The sequence below is a fragment of the Micromonospora globosa genome (assembly GCF_000717585.1).
Lineage (GTDB): Bacteria > Actinomycetota > Actinomycetes > Mycobacteriales > Micromonosporaceae > Micromonospora > Micromonospora aurantiaca.
In genome coordinates this window covers 263660-282480 of sequence record NZ_JNZR01000001.1, presented here as the reverse complement: position 1 = coordinate 282480, position 18821 = coordinate 263660, and the positions used below count along the sequence as shown (strand labels likewise).

Below are 18821 nucleotides of genomic sequence, written 5' to 3'. Positions count from 1 at the left end.
GCCCCGCCACCCACCGCCGCGCGTCCGCCCCGTCACCACACCGAAAGGACCTCCCCATGGACCCGTCCCGGCACCCCCGCCGGCGCACCGGTGGGGCCGCCGTCGCGATCCTGCTGCTGGCCGCGCTCCTGCCCCTGCTCCCCGGCAGCCCCGCCCAGGCCGTCAGCGCCTTCGGCACCACAGTCGTCAACCAGGCGAACGGAAACTGTGTCGAGGTGCCCGGCGGCGCCGCCACGAACGCGCTGCAGCTCGTCCAGGCCGGCTGCGGCGCGGGCGCCCGGCAGACCTTCACCGTCACGCCGGTGGCCGGCACGACCGACCGCTACACGATCACCACACTCACCCCCGGCAGCTGTCTCGACATCTACGGCGCGTCCACCGCCGACAACGCCGCCGTCATCCAGTACACCTGCCACGGCGGCACCAACCAGCAGTTCCGCCTGGTGGCCAACGGCGCCGCCGGCACCGTGAACCTGGCCGCCGTCTCCAGCGGGAAGTGCGTCGCTCCGGTCAACGACGGCGGCGCGGCCGGCACCGCTCTGGTCCAGTTGCCCTGCACCAGCGCCGCCAGCCGGACGTGGCGGCTCACCGGCTACCCGGGCGGCGGGCCGAACCCCGGCCCCAACACGTACGCCAACCCGATCAAGGTGAACGGACCCGACCCGTGGTTGAAGTACCACGACGGCTACTACTACCTGGCGACCACGACCTGGAACAACACCGTCACGATGCGACGGTCCCGGACGCTGGACGGGCTGGCCGGCGCGGCCGACACCGTGCTGTTCACCCTCACCCGCCCCAACGGCGCGGGCACCATGTGGGCCCCCGAGTTCCACCTGCTCGACGGCCCGAACGGCAGGCGCTGGTACCTGTACTACGTCGCCGGCCGCCAGCCGTTCGACCTGGGCAGCCAGCGCATCCACGTGCTGGAGAGCGCCGGCACCGACCCGATGGGGCCGTACACGTTCAAGGCCGACCTGCTGGATCCCACCGCCGACAACACCTGGGAGCTGGACCCCAGCATCATGCAGCTCAACGGCAAGCTGTACCTGCTGGGCACGTACTACAACGGCGCACAGCCCAACTTCATCCGCGAGCTGAGCAACCCGTGGACCGCCGCCGGCACGCGGCGCCTGCTGTCCACCCCCACCTACGGCTGGGAGACGTCCGGGGGCGCCGTGAACGAGGGCGCCGAGGTCCTGCAACGCAACGGCCGGACGTTCATCATCTTCTCGGCCAGCCACTGCAGCACACCGGACTACAAGCTCGGGATGCTGACCTGGAACGGCGGCGATCCGCTCAACTCCTCGTCGTGGGTCAAGTCCCCGCAGCCGGTCTTCCAGCGCAGCGACGCCAACCGCGTCTTCGGCCCCGGCCACAACGGCTTCTTCACGTCGCCGGACGGCACCGAGGACTGGATCGTCTACCACGCGAACAGCTCGGCATCCGGCGGCTGCGACATGAACCGCAGCACCCGGGCGCAGAAGTTCACCTGGAACGCCGACGGCACACCGAACTTCGGCACTCCGGTAGCCACCGGGGTGCGGCTCCCCGCCCCCTCCGGCGAGCCGGCCGGCTGACACCTCGCCCGAGTCGATGAGGACGCCGGAGGACACACCCGTGCCGAGGCACTCGATCATGCGCGACGTCGCGCGGCTGGCGGGGGTGTCGAACCAGACGGTCTCCCGGGTGCTCAACGCGCACCCGCACGTCCGGGACGACACCCGCCGCCGGGTGCTGGCGGCGGTGCGGGCGCTGGACTACCGCCGCAACCCGGCGGCCCGCGCGCTGGTCACCCGCCGCTCCGGGACGCTCGGCATCATCGCGTACGAGAGCGCCCTGTACGGCCCGACCTCCATGCTGTACGCGATCGAGGGCGCGGCCCGGTCCGCCGGCTACTTCCTGAGCGTGGCGGGACTGCGCGACCTGGACCGCCGGTCGGTGCTGGACGCGGTGGACTGGCTGCGCGCGCAGTCGGTCGAGGGCATCATCGCGATCGCCCCGAAGCCGGTGGTGGCCGCCGCGCTGGCCCAGGTGTCCGACGGCCTGGCGGTCGTCGGCGTGGGCGGCGGGCACGACGAGGCGGTGCCGAACGTCCAGATCGACAACGCCGCGGGCGCCCGGCTGGCCACCCGGCACCTGCTCGACCTCGGGCATGCCACGGTGCATCACGTGGCCGGCCCGGCCGACTGGCCGGAGGCGACCGAGCGGACCGACGGGTGGCGAGCCGGCCTGCACGCCACCGGCCGGCCGTCGCCGTACGCCGTGCCGGGTGCCTGGACCGCCCGGGCCGGCTACACGCAGGGCCGGCGACTGGCCCGGGATCCGTCGGTGACGGCGGTCTTCTGCGCCAGCGACCAGATCGCCCTGGGGGTGCTCCGCGCTCTGCACGAGGCGGGCCGGCGGGTGCCGGACGAGGTCAGCGTGGTGGGCTTCGACGACATGCCCGACGCGGGCTACTTCCTGCCCCCGCTGACCACCGTGCGGCAGGACTTCGCCGAACTCGGCCGGCGCAGCCTGGACCTGCTGCTGGCCCAGCTCGACGCGGGCGGGGACCGATCGGCGCCCGGACGCGTGCTCCTGACGCCCGAACTCGTCGTGCGGGACAGCACGGCGGCGCCCCCGGCGGCGCGCTGAGTCAGCCGGCCGGCAGCCAGACCCGCATGGTGGACGGCCCCCGGTTGGCCCAGGAGTGGTACGCCACGAGCGGGACCTCGACCGGTTCCGTCACCGCCTCGGCCGGCGGCGCGGCCGTACCACGGTAGGGCCAGTCGTGGTCGGGCCAGTCGAGCCGCCGGCAGCGCACCGACACCCGGTCGCCGGCGCTCCGGGGCGGCCGGGTCGTGTCGACGTGCAGCCCTTGCAGGTCCGCGCCCGGCGGCACGTCCACCGACTCGACCGCGAGCACCAGCGGCCCGCGTTCCACCGCCACGCATCCACGGACCGCGTCGATGCGGGGGTCCGGGTACGTGAACCGGGGCTGCACCGGCAGGCTCAGCACGACCTCGTCCCCGCTCCGCCACGTCCGGCGCTCGGTGACGTAGCCCGGATGCGCGGTGCGGGTCCGGCCGCCGACGGTCAGCGTCGCACCCCGCCCCGCCCAGTCCGGCACCCGCAACGACAGGGTCCAAAGCCGCTCGTCGTCGCTGTCGATCCGTACCCGGACCATGCCGTCGTCCGGATAGCCCGTGGTGACCGTCAGGTGCCGCTCGCCCCCGTCCGGGGTGCGGTGGGCGACGGTCGCCGGCACGTACTGGTGGATCTGGAGGCCCTCGTCGTCGGTGGTCGCCACGTACGCGCCGAGGCCGGCCAGGGTGCGCGCGACGTTCGTCGGGCAGCACGACACCTCGAACCAGGGCGCCCGCTGGGCCGCCTCGGCGCGGATCCTCGGCCGGTCGTCGTCGGGACGGGCGCCGAGTTCCCGGCGGTGCAGCGTGTTGGTGTAGAAGAACGCCCGGCCGTCGGCCGCCGGGGACGCCGCGACCACGTTGAACAGGGTCCGCTCGATGAGATCGGCACAGCCGGGGTCGCCGGAGGCGAGCAGCAGCCGCCAGGCCAGCATCACCGAGCCCACCGCCGCGCACGTCTCGGAGTAGGCGCGGTCGGGCGGCAGCACCCAGTCGGCGCCGAACGCCTCGTCCTGGTGCCGGGAACCCTGCCCGCCGGTGAGGTAGGTCCGCCGGGCCACAGCGGTACGCCACTGGTGGCGTACCGCCTTCATCAGCCCCGGGTCGTCCCGCTCGACGGCGACGTCGACCGCCCCGCAGGCCAGGTAGTTCGCGCGGACCGCGTGTCCCCGCAGCACCGTCGCCTCGCGTACCGGCGTCTCGTCCTGGAAGTACTCGCGTCCCCACTCCACGTCCCCCAGCCGGCCGTGGCCGCGCCGGTCGAGGAAGAGCGCCGCCTGGGCCAGGTAGCGGTCGTCGCCGGTCGTGCGGGCGAACTCGACGAGCGCGGTCTCGATCTCCGGGTGCCCGCACAGCCCGTCGAGCCCGTCCGGCCCGAACGTGTCGCAGATGTTGTCGGCGACCCGCCGGGCGACCGCCACCAGCCCGTCGTCGGCGTGTGGACGGGTCCGGGCCCGGGCGACGGCCGCCTGGAGCAGGTGGCCGGCGCAGTAGAGCTCGTGCCCGTGCCCGAGGTCGGACCAGCGCGGTGGTTGCCCCCGGTGCCCGAACCGCGTGTTGAGGTAGCCGTCGCCGTCCTGCGCCCGCGCCACCCGGCTGACGACGCGGCCGAAGACCGACTCCAGCCGCGGGTCGCCGCTGCGCCCGATCTCCCACGCCATCGCCTCGAGGTACTTGTAGACCTCCGAGTCGGAGAACTCGCGCCCCCGGCGCCCGCCGGCCGGCCCGCCGGAGGCGACCAGGTCGAAGTTGCGGATCCAGCCCTCCCGCTCCAGCCAGTGCCCGATGTGCCCCAGGCTCGCGTCCGCGTTGACGGACTGCCGGTCCGCCCAGAACCCGCCGGTGATGCGTACCTCACCGAGCCCGAGCGGCCGGAATCGGCCGCGCGTCGGCAGGACGGGTGCGGCGGCGGGCACGCTACGAGCCATGGTCATCCCTTCACCGCGCCGGACATGAAGCCGCGCACGTAGTGTCGTTGGAGCAGCAGGAACAGCACGACGCACGGCAGGGCGAGCACGACGACACCCGCTTCGGTCGCGCCGTAGTCGACGACGCCCTGGGTCTGGCCGCGAAGGTTGGCCACCGCGAGCGGCAGGGTCATCCGCTCGGAGTCGTTGATGAGGATCAGCGGCGCCATGAAGTCGTTCCACGAGGCGAGGAACGCGAACAGTCCGACGGTGATCAGGCCGGGCTTGACGGCCGGGATGAGCACCCGGCGCAGCGCGCCGAACGACGAGCACCCGTCGACCATCGCCGCCTCGTCGAGTTCACGCGGCACCGCCTCGAAGGAGATCCGCATCAGGAACGTGGAGAACGGGAGCTGGAACATGGTGAGCACCAGGGCGACGCCGACGAGCGAGTTCTGCAACCCGACCCGGTTGAGCAGGACGTAGAGCGGGATGAGCAGGGTCGCGTACGGCACCATCAGGATGGCGAGGGTGAGCAGGAACAGCGCGTTGCGCCCGGGGAAGCGGAACCGTGCGAACGCGTAGCCGCCCAGGAGGGAGACGGACAGGGTGAGCACGACCGTCAGGAGCGACACCAGCGCCGAGTTGGCGAGATAGCGCCCCACGCCCGCCTGATATCCGGCCAGGGTCGCGTAGTTGCCGAACCCCCAGCCCTGCGTCTGGCCGGTCCCGGCTTGCGGGGACACCGACGCGACAGCCGTCCAGACCAGCGGGAAGAGGAAGATCAGCGCCATCCCTCCGGTGAACACCCAGTACGGCGTGCGCAGCGCCACGCCGGCGACGGTGAGACCGTCCGGCTTGCGCGCGGCGGCCGGCGCCGGGGCAGGACGCCGGGGCGTTCCGTCCACAGGGGTCCGGGCGGAACGGGAGTCGACGGCCATGGTTCAGCGCTCCTCGGGCCGGAAGGCGCGCAGTTGCAGCGCGTTGAGCAGGACCAGGGCCACCAGGACGACGACCGACAGCGCGGCGGCGACGCCGAGGTCGTTCTGGCCCTGGAACGCGATCATGTAGATCAGCTGCACGACGGTGACGGTGCTGTTGTCCGGGCCGCCCTTCGTGAGGATGTAGAACTGTTCGAACGCGAGCAGGGAACCGGTCACGCAGAGCACCGTCGTCAGCGCCAGCGTCGGGCGCAGCAGCGGCAGGGTCACCCGCCGGAACGTCTGCCAGCGGCTCGCGCCGTCCGCGCGCGCGGCCTCGAAGACGTCCGCCGGGATGCTCTGGAGGCCGACGAGCATGAGCACCATGTAGAAGCCGGCGTAGCGCCAGACGACGAGGAAGACGGTCGACAGGAGCGCCGCGTTCGGTGAGCCGAGGAACGTGACGTCCAGCCGGCGCATCACCGGCGCGAACGGGCTGGCGTACGGCGAGTAGATCACGTAGAACAGCAGGGACGCCGAGGCCAGCCCGAGGGCGCCGGGGACGAGGAACGACGCGCGCAGCAGGTTGTTCCACCGGCTCGACTCCTGTACGAGCAGTGCCAGTCCCAGCCCGAGCGCGATCAGCAGCACCGTCGCGAGCACCGTGTACTTGACGGTGAAGACGACCGAGTCGCTGAAGAAGCGGTGGCTCACCGCCCGGGTGACGTTGTCGGGCGCGTTCAGTCCCTGGTCGCCGGCCAGCAGCGGCCACCTCGACGCCGCCATCTTGAGCACCAGCAGCAGGGGAACGGCGAACAGCGCTGCGACGAAGGCCGCTGTGGGTGCGGCGAACAGCCAGCCGAGCAGCGCCTGCCGGCGTCCGGAACGGAAGCGGCGGCGGGTCGTCGCGCGGCGCGGATCCGGTGGTGCGGTGACCTCCATGGCAGCTCCTCGCTCCCCCGCCGCGGCCTACTGCTTCAGGACGGCGGTGATCTGGTCGTTCTGCTTCTGGATGTCGCCGCCGCCCTGGAGGACCTGGCCGCGGACCAGGGCGAGCCAGGGGCTGCCCGGGGCGTTGAAGGCCTGCTGGAAGTTCAGGGCGACCGGGGTGTCGCCCTTGCCGGCCACCTCGTTGACGGTGACCAGGCGGGGATCACGCGCGGCGTACCTGTTGTCCGCCAGGTCGGAGCGCGACACCACGTCCTTGTTCTTCGCCAGCACCTCCACCTGGGCCTGCTCCGACATCAACCAGTTGAGGAAGTTCCAGGCCTGCCCGGACTTCCGGGAGTCCTTCGACACGCCGATGCCGTCGCCTCCGACGAATGTCGACGCACCGCCGTCGGGGCCGGGGATGCCGGCCACCCCGACGTCGAACGGCGTCGAGGAGAGCAGCGTCGCCGGATAGAACATCAGGCCCACCTTGCCCTCGGTGAAGGCCGCGGTCCAGGTCGGACCGGTCTCCCCCGCCGAGGACGGCAGGACCGCGCCGGAGCGCCACAGGTCCGCCCAGGTGCGGTAGACCTTCTCCGCGGTGTCTCCGGCGAGTTCGGAGGTGGTGCCGTCCGCGCCGAGCACCTCGCCGCCCGCCGCCCAGATCGACGGGAACCAGGTGAAGGCCAGGCAGCCGCCGCAGTTGAGGCCGGTGGCGGTGCCGTAGACACCGTCCCTCCCGATGGCCTGGACGGCCTTGGCGGCCGTGGCGTACTCGGCGAGGGTCGCCGGCGCCCGGTCCGGGTCGAGCCCGGCCTCCCGGAACAGCTTCTTGTTCCAGAACAGCATCGACAGGTCGAGCACGAACGGCAGCACGTGCTTCCGGCCGTCACGCGTACCGGCGGCGAGGTGGCCCTTGTTGACCGAGTCCTTGAAGTCGAGGCCGTCGATGTTGGCGCCGAGGTCCTGGAACAGTCCCTGGCTCACCCAGTTCGGCACGTACACGATGTCCGCGGCGAACAGGTCCGGCAGGCTGCCGGAGCCGGCCGCCGCGCCCACCTTCGCGACGTAGTCGTCGTTGGGGACGACGGTCAGCGCGACCTTGTTCCGGTGGCTGGCGTTGTACGCCTCGACCAGCAGCTTCGCCTGCTTCTCGAGCGGCGCCCGGGTCCACAGCGTCAGCTTGCTGCCGTCGTCGAGCCCGTTCGGGCCGGCCTGGGCCAGTGCCCCGTCGTCGCCGCCGTCGTCGCCGCACGCCGCCGCGCCGAGAACCAGCACGGCCGCCGTGAGCCCGGCCAGCCACCGCCGTCCGCGTCGGCTCGGTGTGATCGTCATGTCGGCCTCCCGTTCTCTGAGGGAGCCGGAGCCGGCTCCACGGCTGAAGCGGTAAGCGGTTGCCGATGCCGGCCCTCGGGCTCAGCCCGGCGAGGTGGGCCGAGAATTCTCCGAAAACCTTTTCGGAGAATTCTCGGCGTCTACTTAGGCAGGTGTCAATACCTCGATCCGGAGGGCTGCGTGGAGCGCCTCGCCGCACCGGCACCCCCGGCCGGCCACCGGGTCAGCTCACCGCGCCCGGCGCCGCCGACGATCACGGCCCCGGTCACGCTCCGGGAGCCGGCGCGGGTCGCGGCGACGGGCCGGGCGTTGCGGCCGGGTCACCGTGGGCGGCGAGCGACGCGGCCTACGCCGGCCAGGGCGGTCACCGCGTACCACGCACGGATCCCGTACGCGCACAGCGCGCCGACCACGAGGGGTCCGGCGATCCACAGCGCCGCACCCGCCCAGCCGATGCCGACCGAGCCACCGACGGTCGCGACGGTCACGAGCACGCCGGGCATCGCCACGAAGCCGCCGGTCAGGTAGCGCCACCACCGTCCACCGGCGCCTCGCCGCATCGCCCACGGCACGAGCGCCGCCGCCCCGGCCACCAGCGCGAGCGGGACGTAGTACAGGCCGATCTCGCCGGACACGCAGGCGAACAGCGCAAGCGCCGCCGCCCCGGCGAACCGTGCCGCGCCGCGGGCCCGGCCCCGCAGCACGAGCGGCACGGCCACGAAGAGCGCCGGCAGCAGCGTGAGCAACGCGATGCCGGGGCCGAACCGCCGGACGACGCCCTGTTCGCCGGAGCCCGCGCCGAGCGGGTCCACCGGCACCGCGGACGGCAGCAGGAAGCTCACGCACACGGCGATCAGCACACCGGCGGCCACCGCGACCACTGACAGCGTCCGGGCGGCCCGCTCCGCGCCGTCCCGGACCGGCAGGCCCAGTTCCTCCCGCGCCTGGCCCGCCACCGCGCTCGGTGCGCCGAGACCGGCGAGGATCTCGGCGGTGTCGCGTCCGCTGTCCAGCGCGTCGGCGATGTGCGCGCAAGACATGTGGCGCGAGGGGTCCGCGGCACGCCGCGCTCGGCGTACCGCGGACCGGCGTCGCGGGGGTCGGTCAGAGCGTCTTGTACGAGCCGAAGGTGCCGCGCGTCGTCCAGCCCCGGAACAGGCCGAGCCCGTACCCGTGCCCGCTGCAGTCGGCGGACTGGTAGCCGATGACGTTCTGGAAGCCGCCGCTCCAGCCGAGCAGCCAGTCGGCGTCGGCCGGGAACGGGCGGCACAGGTCGTCCGGCGCGGCCTGCCGGGCGACCACGGCGAGCGGATCGCTGGAGTAGAAGACCAGGCCCGTGTCGGGGTTCGGAATCGTGGCCGGCTCGGCGGCGGCGGGCGCGGCGAACAGCGGGACGGTCAGGGCCGCGGCGGCGAGACCGGCGGCGATTCGCATGGTGGACGTGCGCATTCTGTCCTCCAGGGACGGTGGGCGGCCAAGAGGGGGGCGGCGGTTTCCCACCCCGTCAGGAGCGATGCGCATCGATGCCAACGGTGCCGCAGGAAGGTTGAGTTGTCAACCAAATCGGTGTCAGGCATCGACCAACGTGTATTGACACATTTTGTTACGGCGGTGATAGTAACTGCAAAAGCTCCCGCCGGTCCCTCCGCGGGGACGCATCGCGGCGGCGCCACACCGACGTGGCCGACCCACCGCCACCACCACCATCCAGGGAGCGCCGTCACGACGTGTCCCCTGGAGGGCGCATGAGAAGACGATCGAAGATCTACGCGGGGCTGGCGGCCACCCTCGTCCCGCTCGCCTCCGTGGTCGTGGCGCTCGGCGCGACACCCGCGGGTGCCGCGATCGGCGGCTCGGGGCCCTACCCCGCCGACTACGAGACCTCGTCGAGCCTGCCCAACCACACCATCTTCCGGCCCCAGACGCTCCCGTCCGAGCGCCTTCCCGTCCTGGTCTGGGGCAACGGCGGCTGCTCGGCGAACGGCCTGTCGCAGGGCAACTTCCTGCGCGAGATCGCCTCCCACGGCTTCCTCGCCATCGCCAACGGCGCACCGAACGGCTCCGGCTCCACGAACGCCCAGATGCTCACCCAGTCCATCGACTGGGCCGTGGCGGAGAACTCCCGGCCGGGCAGCAGGTACTACAACCGGATCGACACCACGAAGATCGCCGTGGCCGGGTTCTCCTGCGGTGGCCTGGAGGCGTACGCGGTCTCGAACGACCCGCGCGTCACCACCACCGGCATCTTCAGCAGCGGCCTGCTCAACGACGCCGACGACTACCAGCTGCGGCGACTGACCAAGCCGATCGCGTACTTCGTCGGCGGGCCGAGCGACATCGCGTACCCGAACGCGATGGACGACTGGGGCAAGCTGCCGGCCGGGCTGCCCGCCTTCATGGGCAACCTGAACGTCGGGCACGGCGGCACGTACGACCAGACCAACGGCGGCGAGTTCGGCCGGGTCGCGGTGCTCTACCTCAAGTGGCGCCTGAAGGGCGACGTCGGCGCCGGCGCGAACTTCGTCGGCCCAGACTGCGGTCTGTGCCGCAGCCAGTGGAGCGTCCAGCAGAAGAACCTGACGCTGGACGGCCCGCCGCCCACCACGCCCCCGCCCACGACCCCGCCGCCCATCACGCCCCCGCCGACCACGCCGCCGCCGGGTGGGGCCTCCTGCACAGCCGTCTACGCCGTCCAGGACCAGTGGAACGGTGGCTTCGTCGCCAACGTGACCGTGACCGCCGGGAGCACCGCGCTGACCGGCTGGCGCGTGACACTCACCCTGCCGGGCGGCGCCGCGATCAGCTCGTTGTGGAACGGCGTGCCCAGCGGCACCAGCGGCACCGTCACCGTGGCCAACCAGAGCTACAACGGACGGCTGGGCGCGGGCCAGAGCACCACCTTCGGATTCCAGGGCACCGGGACCGGCGGCGGCGCCACCGCCACCTGCGCCGGTAGCTGAACCACCTCGGGCAGGGCCGGCGCCGGACCCCGGCCCCGCCCGAGGTGAGTATCGTCTCGCCGGGACGCCCGGCCGCCCGCCGGTCCGTCGTGGACGGTTCGGGCCCACCCTCGGGAAGACTGCCTGCTAGCGCTACCGGCGGCAGCCGGAGATGAACGCGACGTACACCGGAAAGCCCTGCGCTGTAAGCCTTTCCGCCATCCACACGAAGTTGACATGGTAGATGGTTGGGCTAGGGTTCCGCCGAACGGTTGTCACCGAGGCAGGTATCCGGTCACCACGAGGACGGCATGACGGCACAGTGCAGTGGCTTCGACATCCGCTTGCTGGGCAATCTCCGGATCACGTACGCCGGGCGGGAACTGCCACTGCGCTCGGCTCAGCGCCGGGCCGTCTTCAGCGCGCTGGCGCTCACCCCGGAGCGGGGCCTGTCCCGGGACGAGCTGATCACCGCCGTCTGGGGTGACCACCCGCCGGCCAGCGCGACCGGCAACCTCTACACGTACGTCTCCGCCCTGCGCCGGATGCTCGAACCGGACCGTGACAGGTGGTCCTCCGGCCGGGTGCTCACCTCCGAGGGCGGCAGCTACCGGCTGCACCTCGACGCCGACGCCGTCGACGTGCACCGCTTCGAGCGGTTGCGCGAACGCAGCCGCGCGCCCCGCGCCACCGGGGACACCGCCGGCGAACTGGCCGCCCTGGACGCCGCGCTCGCGCAGTGGCGGGGCGACGAGGCGCTCGTCGGCGTACCGGGACCACGGGCCGCCGGCCACCGGATCCGGCTGGGCGAGCTGTACCTGACGACAGTGGAACGGCAGGCCGAGCTGATGCTGGGCCTCGGACGCGGAGCCGAGGTCGTCGACCGCCTGCTCGCGCTCGTCGACCGCCACCCGGCCCGGGAGAGCCTGTACGCGGTGGCGATGCGCGCGCTCGCCGCGCAGGGGCGTACCGCCGAGGCGCTCGCGCTCTACGCCACGCTACGGGACCGGCTGGTCGAGGAGTCGGGCACCGAACCCGCCGCCGCCGTCCGGCAGATCCACGAACAGCTGTCGGCCGGCACCGCGGCCCCGGCACGTGGCCCCGGCCCGGTCCCGCGGCGGCACCCCGGCTTCCGGGGCCGTTCCGCCGCGCTGGCCCGGCTGCGGTCGGCGGTCACCGGCCTGGCGGGCGGACGCGGCGGCAGCGTCTGGATCAGCGGCGAGGCGGGCATCGGGAAGTCGGCGCTGCTGGCCGAGGGGCTGAGCGGCGCGGCCCCGCTCGGCGTCCAGGTCGGCTGGGCCGTCGGCGACGAGCTGGCGTACCGGATGCCGTTGAGCATCGTGCTGGAGTGCCTCTCCCTGGGCAACGACGCGGACGGCCTGCCCGCCTCGCTGCACGCCTGCACGGCCGGGGCACCGCCGACCATGACCGTGATCGACACGGTGCAGCGGTTCGTGGTGGCGCGGTGCGCCGAACGGCCGCTGCTGCTGGTCCTGGACGACCTCCAGTGGGCCGACGACATGTCGCTGCTGGTCTGGCACGCCCTGCACAAGCTGACCACGCGGTTGCCGCTGCTGCTCGTCTCGGCCGCCCGCCCGGTTCCGGCCGGATACGAGGTGCGGCTCCTGCGCCGGGTGCTGCCCCGCGACGGCACCACGCTCGTCGAACTCGGCCCGCTCGACGACGACACCGCGACCGCGCTCGTACGCGACTGGTCCCGTCCGCCCGGCCCGGACCCCGGCACCACCCGCTCGTTCGTCGCGGCGGCCGCCGGGAACCCGTACTACCTTCGTCATCTCGTCCTCGCCGACCGCGACGGCCGGACCGCCGACACGCCCGGACCCGAGCTGACCGACGCGGTCTCCCGGCACCTGCAACCGCTCGCCGACGACACCCGTCAGTTGCTGCGGGCGATCGCGTTCCTCGGCAACAACTACCTGGTCGCCGACCTGGCCGCGGTCACCGGCAAGTCGGCGCCGGAACTCGTGCCCGCGGTGGAGGAGGCGCTGGCCGCCGGGGTCCTCGTCGAGGACGGGCGTCGCCTGCGGTTCCGGCATCCGGTCCTGCGCCGGGTCCTGCGCGGCGCGATCCCGACCGCGCTGCGGGTGCTGATGCACAGGCAGTTCGCCCAGCGGCTCGCCGAAGCAGGTGGCGACCTCGGCCGGGTCGCGGGCCAGTTGCTGGCCGGACCGGTGCCGGTCGACGCCTGGGTGCAGGACTGGCTGACCACGCACGCCGCGCAACTGGGCGCCGTCGCCCCCGCGCCCGCGATCGCGGTGCTGCGGCACGCCGTCGCCTCGCCCGGCCTCTCCGCGCCGTCCCGCGAGCTGCTCACCGCGGAACTGGCCCGGGTGCTGCACCGCTGCGGGCTGCCCGCGGGCGCCGAGGCGAGCTGGGTGTCGGCGCACACCGGGGACGCCGCGACGCGCGCCGAGATGAGCCGGATCGCCGGCCCGGGCGGGCCGTCCCCGAGCGTCGGACCGGCGGTCGTCGGGCACCGGTGAGGAGACTGCGCGTCACCGTTCTGGGGCCGGTACGCGCCTGGAACGGCGAGGTCGAGATCGACCTCGGACCGGCCCGGCGGCGGGCCCTGTTCGCGATGCTGGCCGCGAACGCCAACCGCCCGGTCACCCGCGCCGAGCTGATCCGGGCGCTGTGGGGCGACTCGGCGCCGAGCGCCGCGGCGGGCAACATCTACACCTACGTCTCCGGCCTGCGGCGCAGCCTGGGCCCGGCCGGGGGGATGCTGCGCTCCGGCCGCGCCGGGTACACGTTGCGCCTCGACCCGGGCGCGCTGGACGCCGACCGGTTCGAGGCGCTGTGCGAGGCCGCAGTGGCACCGGCCGCAGCCGGGCGGCCCGCACCGGCCGTCGCACTGCTCGACGAGGCGCTCGCGCTGTGGCAGGGCGAGCCGTACGCGAACGTCACCGGACTCTTCGCCGACCTCGACCGGCACCGCCTGACCGAGATGCGGATCGCCGCGGCCGAGCGGCGGGCCCGGCTGGTCCTGACCGGCGGCGGCGACGACGCGCTCATCGCCGACCTGACCGCACTGGTCCGCGACCACCCGCTGCACGAGCCGTTCCACGAGCTGCTGATGTGTGCGCTGCACCGGGCCGGCCGGGGCACCGAGGCGCTCGACGTCTTCCACGCGGCGCGCCGGGTGCTGGTGGACGAACTCGGGGTCGAGCCCGGCCCGGCGCTGCGCGAGTTGCAGAGCCGGATCCTCGCCGAGCCGGCGGCGGCCCCTCCGGCCGTACCGGTGACGCCGGTAGCGGAGGTGCCGGCAGCGGTGGCCGCGCCGCCCGTACCGCGGCGGGGCCGGCTGGTCGGACGCGACGCCGAGCTGGCGCTGCTGCGCGACCTGCTGGACGCGGTGGGCGAGGGCCGCAGCGCGATCGTGTGGATCGAGGGTGAGCCGGGCATCGGCAAGTCCGCGCTGCTCGACGCGGCGCTGCACGAGGCGCGTGCGCGGGGCCACCGGGTCGCGCGCGGCAGCGCCGAGGAACTCAGCAGCCGCATCCCTCTGCACGTGATGCGCCGGGCGCTGCGCCTGGAGGACGCGCCGCACGACGACCCGGCGGCGGCTGCCGACCGGGTGCTCGGCCACGTCCGCCGGCTGACCGCCGAGGGCCCGCTGGTCCTGGCCGTCGACCATCTCCAGTGGGCTGACGAGGTGAGCCTGCTCGCCTGGGAGCGGCTGGCCGCGCTGACCCGGTGGCTGCCGCTGCTGCTCGTCGCGACCGCCCGGCCCGAGCCCGGCCGCCGCGACCTGGCCCGGCTGCGGCGCGGCGTGAGCACCCGCGCCGGGCACCTGATCCGGCTCACTCCCCTGCCCCCGTCGGACATCGAGCAGATCTTCAGCCGGACCGTTGGCGTGCCGCCCGGCGCCACGCTGCGGTCGCTGGCGCCGCTGGCCGCCGGCAACCCGCTGTATGCCCGGGAACTGGTCACCGGCCTCGTGGCGGAGGACGGCGTACGGGTGGTCGACGGGCTCGCCGAGGTCGACGCGCGGGCCGACGACATGCCGCGCTCGCTTCTGGACACCGTGCGGGCCAGCCTCGACCACCTCTCCCCCGGCGCCCGGGAGGCGCTGCGCTACGCCGCCCTGCTCGGCGACGAGTTCGCCGTCACGGAGGTCGCGGCGGTCACCGGGCGGACCCCGTTCGACCTGATGGCCGATCTGGAGGAGGCGGTCGCCGCCGACGTCCTCGTGGACGCGGGCAGCGAGCTGGCGTTCCGGCAACCGGTGCTGCGGCGGGCCCTCGCCGGCAGCATCCCCGCCGCGCTACGGCCGACGCTGCACCGGCACGCGGCGCAGGCGCTCGCGGACAACGGCGGCCCCGTCACCCGGGTCGCCGACCACCTGCTCGCCGGGCCGCCCGAAGTGGACGAGTGGCTGGTGGGCTGGCTGGTCGCGCACGGCGCCGAGCTGTCCCGGCAGGCCCCGGAGGCGGCCCGCGAGCTGGTACGCCGCGCCCTGGCGAGCCACCGGCTGCCGCCGGCGCAACGGGCGACGCTCGCCGCCCTCCTCGACGGTCTCGACCGGTAGCGCCTCGGCGCTCGGCCGGTACAGCGCCTCAGCGCAGCCCGGGAACGCCCGTGAACCGGCGTGCGGCGGCCGCCGGGACCGGCGTACCCGGGCCGGTGCGGCGCACGAGGTGCTGGCGCAGGGCGGCCAGGGCGAGGGCGTCGAAGCGTACCCGCCCGTCCACGGGCGGCTCCTCCACCGCCAGTTCCCGCAACAGCAGCCGGGCGGGTGCACCGGCCTCGGGCTCCTGCACCTGGAGCACCGTGAACGCCGTACCGGGGAGGAACAGCACCCGGGCGGGCACGCCGTCGCCGGTCTCGAACGCCGCCGTGCGCCGCGCGGTCGCCGACCAGATCAGCACCTCGACCGTGCCCGGCAGGTCGGCGGGCGGCTCGGCGAGGGCGTTGGTGAACCCCCAGTCGGTGAGCACCCGCCGCTGCGCGATCCGGCGCAGGTCCGCCGTGGTCAGCCCGGCGCCTGCGTACGCGACGCCACGGTGCACGGGCAGCCGGCGTACGCCCGCTGACACGCACCTGGCGAACGGCACGTGTCCGCCCGGCTCGGCGGACCGCAGCGCCTGGTCGAGGCCGTCGCCCGCGGCCGAGAGGTAGAGGCGGACGGCTGTCGCGTACTCCACCGCGTCGGCGCCGCCGGCGAGCGCCGGATGCGCGGCGAGCACGTCCGCCACGTCGGCGGAGACCGCGGCGATCTCGCGGCGGAACGCGCGCCGGAACCAGGTCCGCTCCTCGTCCAGGTCGGGGCCGGGGCGTACGCCCCGCGCGTCGTCGCCGGGGGTGCGCTGGAAGCGGACGGGCGCCGGTGCGGGACGGTGCACCGGCAGCGTCATCGTCGGGCTGGTCGCCCAGCCCGCGCCGCCGTCGAGCACCGGTCCGGCCGCGTCGGGCGCCGCCGCCTCCGGTCCGTTCGCGTCCGGCCCGATGCCGTCGAGCCCGGCGACGCCCGGCCCGGCCCCGGGAAGCCCGGCCGCCTCCGACCCGACAACGCTCAGCCCGGCCCCGGGAAGCCCCGCCGCGTCCGGCCCGGCATCGTGAGGCCCGGTCGCTTCTGCCCCTGGGCCGGGAAGCCCGGAGCCGCCCGGCAGGGGCGTGTCCGGCGGGGCGGCGGGACCGGCGACTGCGGGAACGGTCGCGGCCACCTCGCCGGCCGACGGGGCGGGCGGGCCGGCCACGGCGACGGGCACCGGCTCCGGGACGGGCGCCGGCACCGACGGCGCGGGGAGCAGGTCGGCGGCGTGACCCGTCGTGTGCCGGTACGTCCCGGCCTCGATCCCGCGCGCCGAGAGCCCTGGGCGTCCCGGCGCCACGAGCGAGGACGGCTGCACCGCCGCGCGCCTGCGGGTCGCCGGGTCCAGCCGCGCGGCCAGGTCACCGGCCAGTTCCCGGTGGCGGTCGGCAGCGGCCGGCGCCGGGTCGTCCACGACCAGGCGGACCCGGTTCGGGTCCATCGGCACCGCGCGGATCCGGTCGGCGTGGCGGGGCGGCTCCGGGGCGCGCAGCCAGAGGCCGGACGGGATCACCTCGACCACCGCGTCGTGGGCGTACTGGTAGACGCGCGGGCCGACCGGCTCGCCGAGTTCCGGCGGCGCGCGGTGACGCAGGATGCGCGGCGTCACCGCCTTCGCCCCCAGCGTCTCCCGGGGCCGGTAGGCCAGCTCCTCGGCGAAGACCTGCCAGCCGGGCCGCCCGTCGGCGTCGACAGTGAACATGGCCGGGCCGTCGGGCCGGCCGCTGGGCACGCCGGTGAAGACGCGCACCGGGCTGCGCAGCAGGTCGGCCAGCGCCTGCCCGAACTGCTCGCCGTCGGGCAGCGCGACCGGGCCGTACTGGACGAAGCGGGCGTGCTCGCGCCCCTCCGGCGCCAGGCCGCGCCAGAACCGGGCGATGTCGTCCAGGCGCAGCGGCGCCGTCCCGGGGCAGCCCACCAGGACCGGCATGGCGTCCGGCAGGCACGGCATCGTCGAGGTGAGGTGGCTTCCGTGTACGGCGACGGCGGCCTCGTCGCGGCTCTCCCGGAGCCAGACGCCGCCGGGCAGCGGCTCGGCGGCGCAGGTCGAGCTGATCGTCAGGTGGTCGACGGCGGCGCCGTCCCAGGCCGGTACGGGATAGCGCTTCGACTGCCAGACCGGCGTGTGGCCGCGCCGGTAGCAGACCCAGCCGCCGAGATCGGTGGCGTGCACGAACAGCAGTCCCGCCGCACCCGGGATCATCCGTCCGAACGGGGCGATCACCGGCCGCCCCAGCCGGTCGGAGAGCCACTGGCCGGCGAGCGCCCCGGTCTCCGGGCGGGCGCCGCAGACCACCAGCCGGATGCCCCGGCGCAGGCGTTGCCGGCGCAGCTCGGTCGCGACCGTGTCCCAGATGTCGAACGGCAGTTCGTGTTGCAGGTCCAGGATCACGATGTCGTTGTCGGGATCCCGGTCCACCGACAGCGCGACCGTACGGGCCTCCGTGCTGATCCGCTCGCTGGCGTGCAGCACCAGGGCGTTGCCGACGGTGTGGCGCGTGATCACCTCAGATCATGCCGGAGCGCAGGGCGTAGGCCACCGCGTGCGAGCGGTTGCGCAGCTTCAGCCGGTGGTTGAGGCCGTAGATGACGTTCTTCACAGTGCGTTCGGAGTAGCGCAGCTCGTCGGCGATCTCGTTGGTGTCGAAGCCCTCGGCCATCAGCCGCAGCACGTCGATCTCGCGCGCGGTCAGGCCGGAGGCGTTGAGCCCGTTGGGGTTGAGCACGTCGCGCTGGAGCCGTTCGATGTGCTTGAGCAGCTCACCCACCAGGTTCGGGGGCAGCACGCCGCCGCCGGAGGCGGCCGCCCGGACGCTGTGCACGAGGCGTTCGGCGGTGACCGCCACGCGCGGCAGGACCGCCACCACCCGGCACTCCACAGCGGTCAGCAGCTCCTGCTCGCTGACCTCGGTCGTGATCAGGACGACCGGGGCGCCGATCTCGGTCGCCGCGAGGCGCAGCATGGCGATCACGTCGGTGGTGAGCCGCTCCGCGGCGACGACGAGCACCTGCGCCCGCGTCCGGTCCGCGCTGTCCAGCAGCGTGATGTCGGAGCGCGACCGGAGGTGGGCGGTCAGGCCGGTGTGGGTCAGCGGGTCGGGCGCGTGCACAAAGACGGCAACTTGCTCCACAGCCATCTCCATCACTGTCAGTAGGGGCTGACAGTCTCATGGAGAGTCCTTCAAGAAATCTCCACACTCTCTTTCCTGATGGCGTCGAGCCATGAAGATCTGCCCATAACCGCTGGCCAGACTTTTTTCAGTCAGTGAAGATTGATTTCGACGGGGCCCATCTTCTCCGTCGCGAGCTTCCCGGCGTTCGCGGCGGCGGCCTGGATCGCCTCCATGATCGCCGTCTGCAACGACGCTGCGTCACGCTGCTCGTACACCCGTGGGTCGACCCGGACGGCCTGGACCTTGCCCAGGCCGCTGGCCATGACCACCACAGTGGCGTCCTGGGAGCGGCCGGTGACGATCGCCCGCTCCAGCTCCGACTGCGCGTTGCGCATCTGGTCCTCCAGGCGCTGCGCGTTCTCCATGAACTCCTGGAACGAGGGTGGGATCGGCGTGGACTCGGGCTGCATGCCGGGCCTTTCTGTGTGTGGGCGG

14 protein-coding genes are annotated in these 18821 nt (G+C 73.9%); 5 read left to right on the top strand and 9 right to left on the bottom strand.

Annotated elements, in window-relative coordinates; genetic code table 11:
• Positions 1-56 precede the first annotated feature (56 nt).
• Together IF06_RS0100975 and IF06_RS0100970 are read left to right on the top strand one after the other, a co-directional pair.
• Complete coding sequence (locus IF06_RS0100975; RefSeq protein WP_030268312.1) at positions 57-1580, top strand: family 43 glycosylhydrolase; 1524 nt, start codon at positions 57-59, stop codon at positions 1578-1580.
• A gap of 16 nt (positions 1581-1596) precedes the next feature.
• Entirely contained in the window at positions 1597-2637 is a 1041-nt protein-coding gene (locus IF06_RS0100970; RefSeq protein ID WP_013286966.1) for a LacI family DNA-binding transcriptional regulator, read from the top strand.
• A 1-nt stretch (position 2638) separates the two neighbouring features.
• Here the strand turns inward: IF06_RS0100970 and IF06_RS0100965 are convergent, their stop codons facing one another.
• The 6 genes from IF06_RS0100965 to IF06_RS0100940 all read right to left on the bottom strand — a co-directional run bounded on the left by IF06_RS0100965 (position 2639) and on the right by IF06_RS0100940 (position 9168).
• Positions 2639-4561, bottom strand: coding sequence for a glycoside hydrolase family 127 protein (locus IF06_RS0100965; protein ID WP_232236579.1), 1923 nt, complete (start codon positions 4559-4561; stop codon positions 2639-2641).
• Positions 4558-5475 (bottom strand): carbohydrate ABC transporter permease, encoded by a 918-nt coding sequence (locus IF06_RS0100960; protein ID WP_030268308.1) that lies wholly within the window; start codon positions 5473-5475, stop codon positions 4558-4560. The genes IF06_RS0100965 and IF06_RS0100960 overlap by 4 nt, the downstream gene beginning before the upstream one ends.
• Positions 5476-5478: 3 nt before the next feature.
• A complete protein-coding gene (locus IF06_RS0100955) occupies positions 5479-6396 on the bottom strand; it encodes a carbohydrate ABC transporter permease (protein WP_030268306.1) in 918 nt (305 codons plus the stop codon).
• 27 nt (positions 6397-6423) lie between these two features.
• Positions 6424-7719, bottom strand: a complete 1296-nt coding sequence (locus tag IF06_RS0100950) for an ABC transporter substrate-binding protein (protein WP_030268305.1) — start codon at positions 7717-7719, stop codon at positions 6424-6426.
• 320 nt (positions 7720-8039) lie between these two features.
• A complete protein-coding gene (locus IF06_RS0100945) occupies positions 8040-8759 on the bottom strand; it encodes a hypothetical protein (RefSeq protein WP_030268303.1) in 720 nt (239 codons plus the stop codon).
• Between the two features lie 64 nt (positions 8760-8823).
• Positions 8824-9168, bottom strand: coding sequence for a hypothetical protein (locus tag IF06_RS0100940; RefSeq protein WP_013286972.1), 345 nt, complete (start codon positions 9166-9168; stop codon positions 8824-8826).
• 296 nt (positions 9169-9464) lie between these two features.
• Between IF06_RS0100940 and IF06_RS0100935 the strand changes: the two genes are divergently transcribed.
• From IF06_RS0100935 to IF06_RS0100925, 3 genes are all read left to right on the top strand, one after another.
• Positions 9465-10679: a cellulose binding domain-containing protein gene (locus tag IF06_RS0100935; RefSeq protein WP_030268301.1), complete on the top strand. Its 1215-nt coding sequence runs from the start codon at positions 9465-9467 to the stop codon at positions 10677-10679.
• A 290-nt stretch (positions 10680-10969) separates the two neighbouring features.
• A complete protein-coding gene (locus tag IF06_RS0100930; protein ID WP_030268299.1) occupies positions 10970-13162 on the top strand; it encodes a BTAD domain-containing putative transcriptional regulator in 2193 nt (730 codons plus the stop codon).
• Positions 13159-15210 (top strand): BREX system ATP-binding domain-containing protein, encoded by a 2052-nt coding sequence (locus tag IF06_RS0100925; protein ID WP_030268296.1) that lies wholly within the window; start codon positions 13159-13161, stop codon positions 15208-15210. The genes IF06_RS0100930 and IF06_RS0100925 overlap by 4 nt, the downstream gene beginning before the upstream one ends.
• 28 nt (positions 15211-15238) lie before the next feature.
• Here IF06_RS0100925 and IF06_RS0100920 read toward each other — a convergent pair whose 3' ends face one another.
• The 3 genes from IF06_RS0100920 to IF06_RS0100910 all read right to left on the bottom strand — a co-directional run bounded on the left by IF06_RS0100920 (position 15239) and on the right by IF06_RS0100910 (position 18775).
• Entirely contained in the window at positions 15239-17719 is a 2481-nt protein-coding gene (locus tag IF06_RS0100920; protein ID WP_030268294.1) for a hypothetical protein, read from the bottom strand.
• 1 nt (position 17720) lies between these two features.
• Positions 17721-18356, bottom strand: coding sequence for a helix-turn-helix transcriptional regulator (locus IF06_RS0100915; RefSeq protein ID WP_030268292.1), 636 nt, complete (start codon positions 18354-18356; stop codon positions 17721-17723).
• A gap of 119 nt (positions 18357-18475) precedes the next feature.
• The gene (locus tag IF06_RS0100910) at positions 18476-18775 is read right to left on the bottom strand and encodes a YbaB/EbfC family nucleoid-associated protein (RefSeq protein WP_369752305.1); all 300 of its coding nucleotides are present in this window, start codon (positions 18773-18775) and stop codon (positions 18476-18478) included.
• Between the last annotated feature and the right edge of the window lie 46 nt (positions 18776-18821).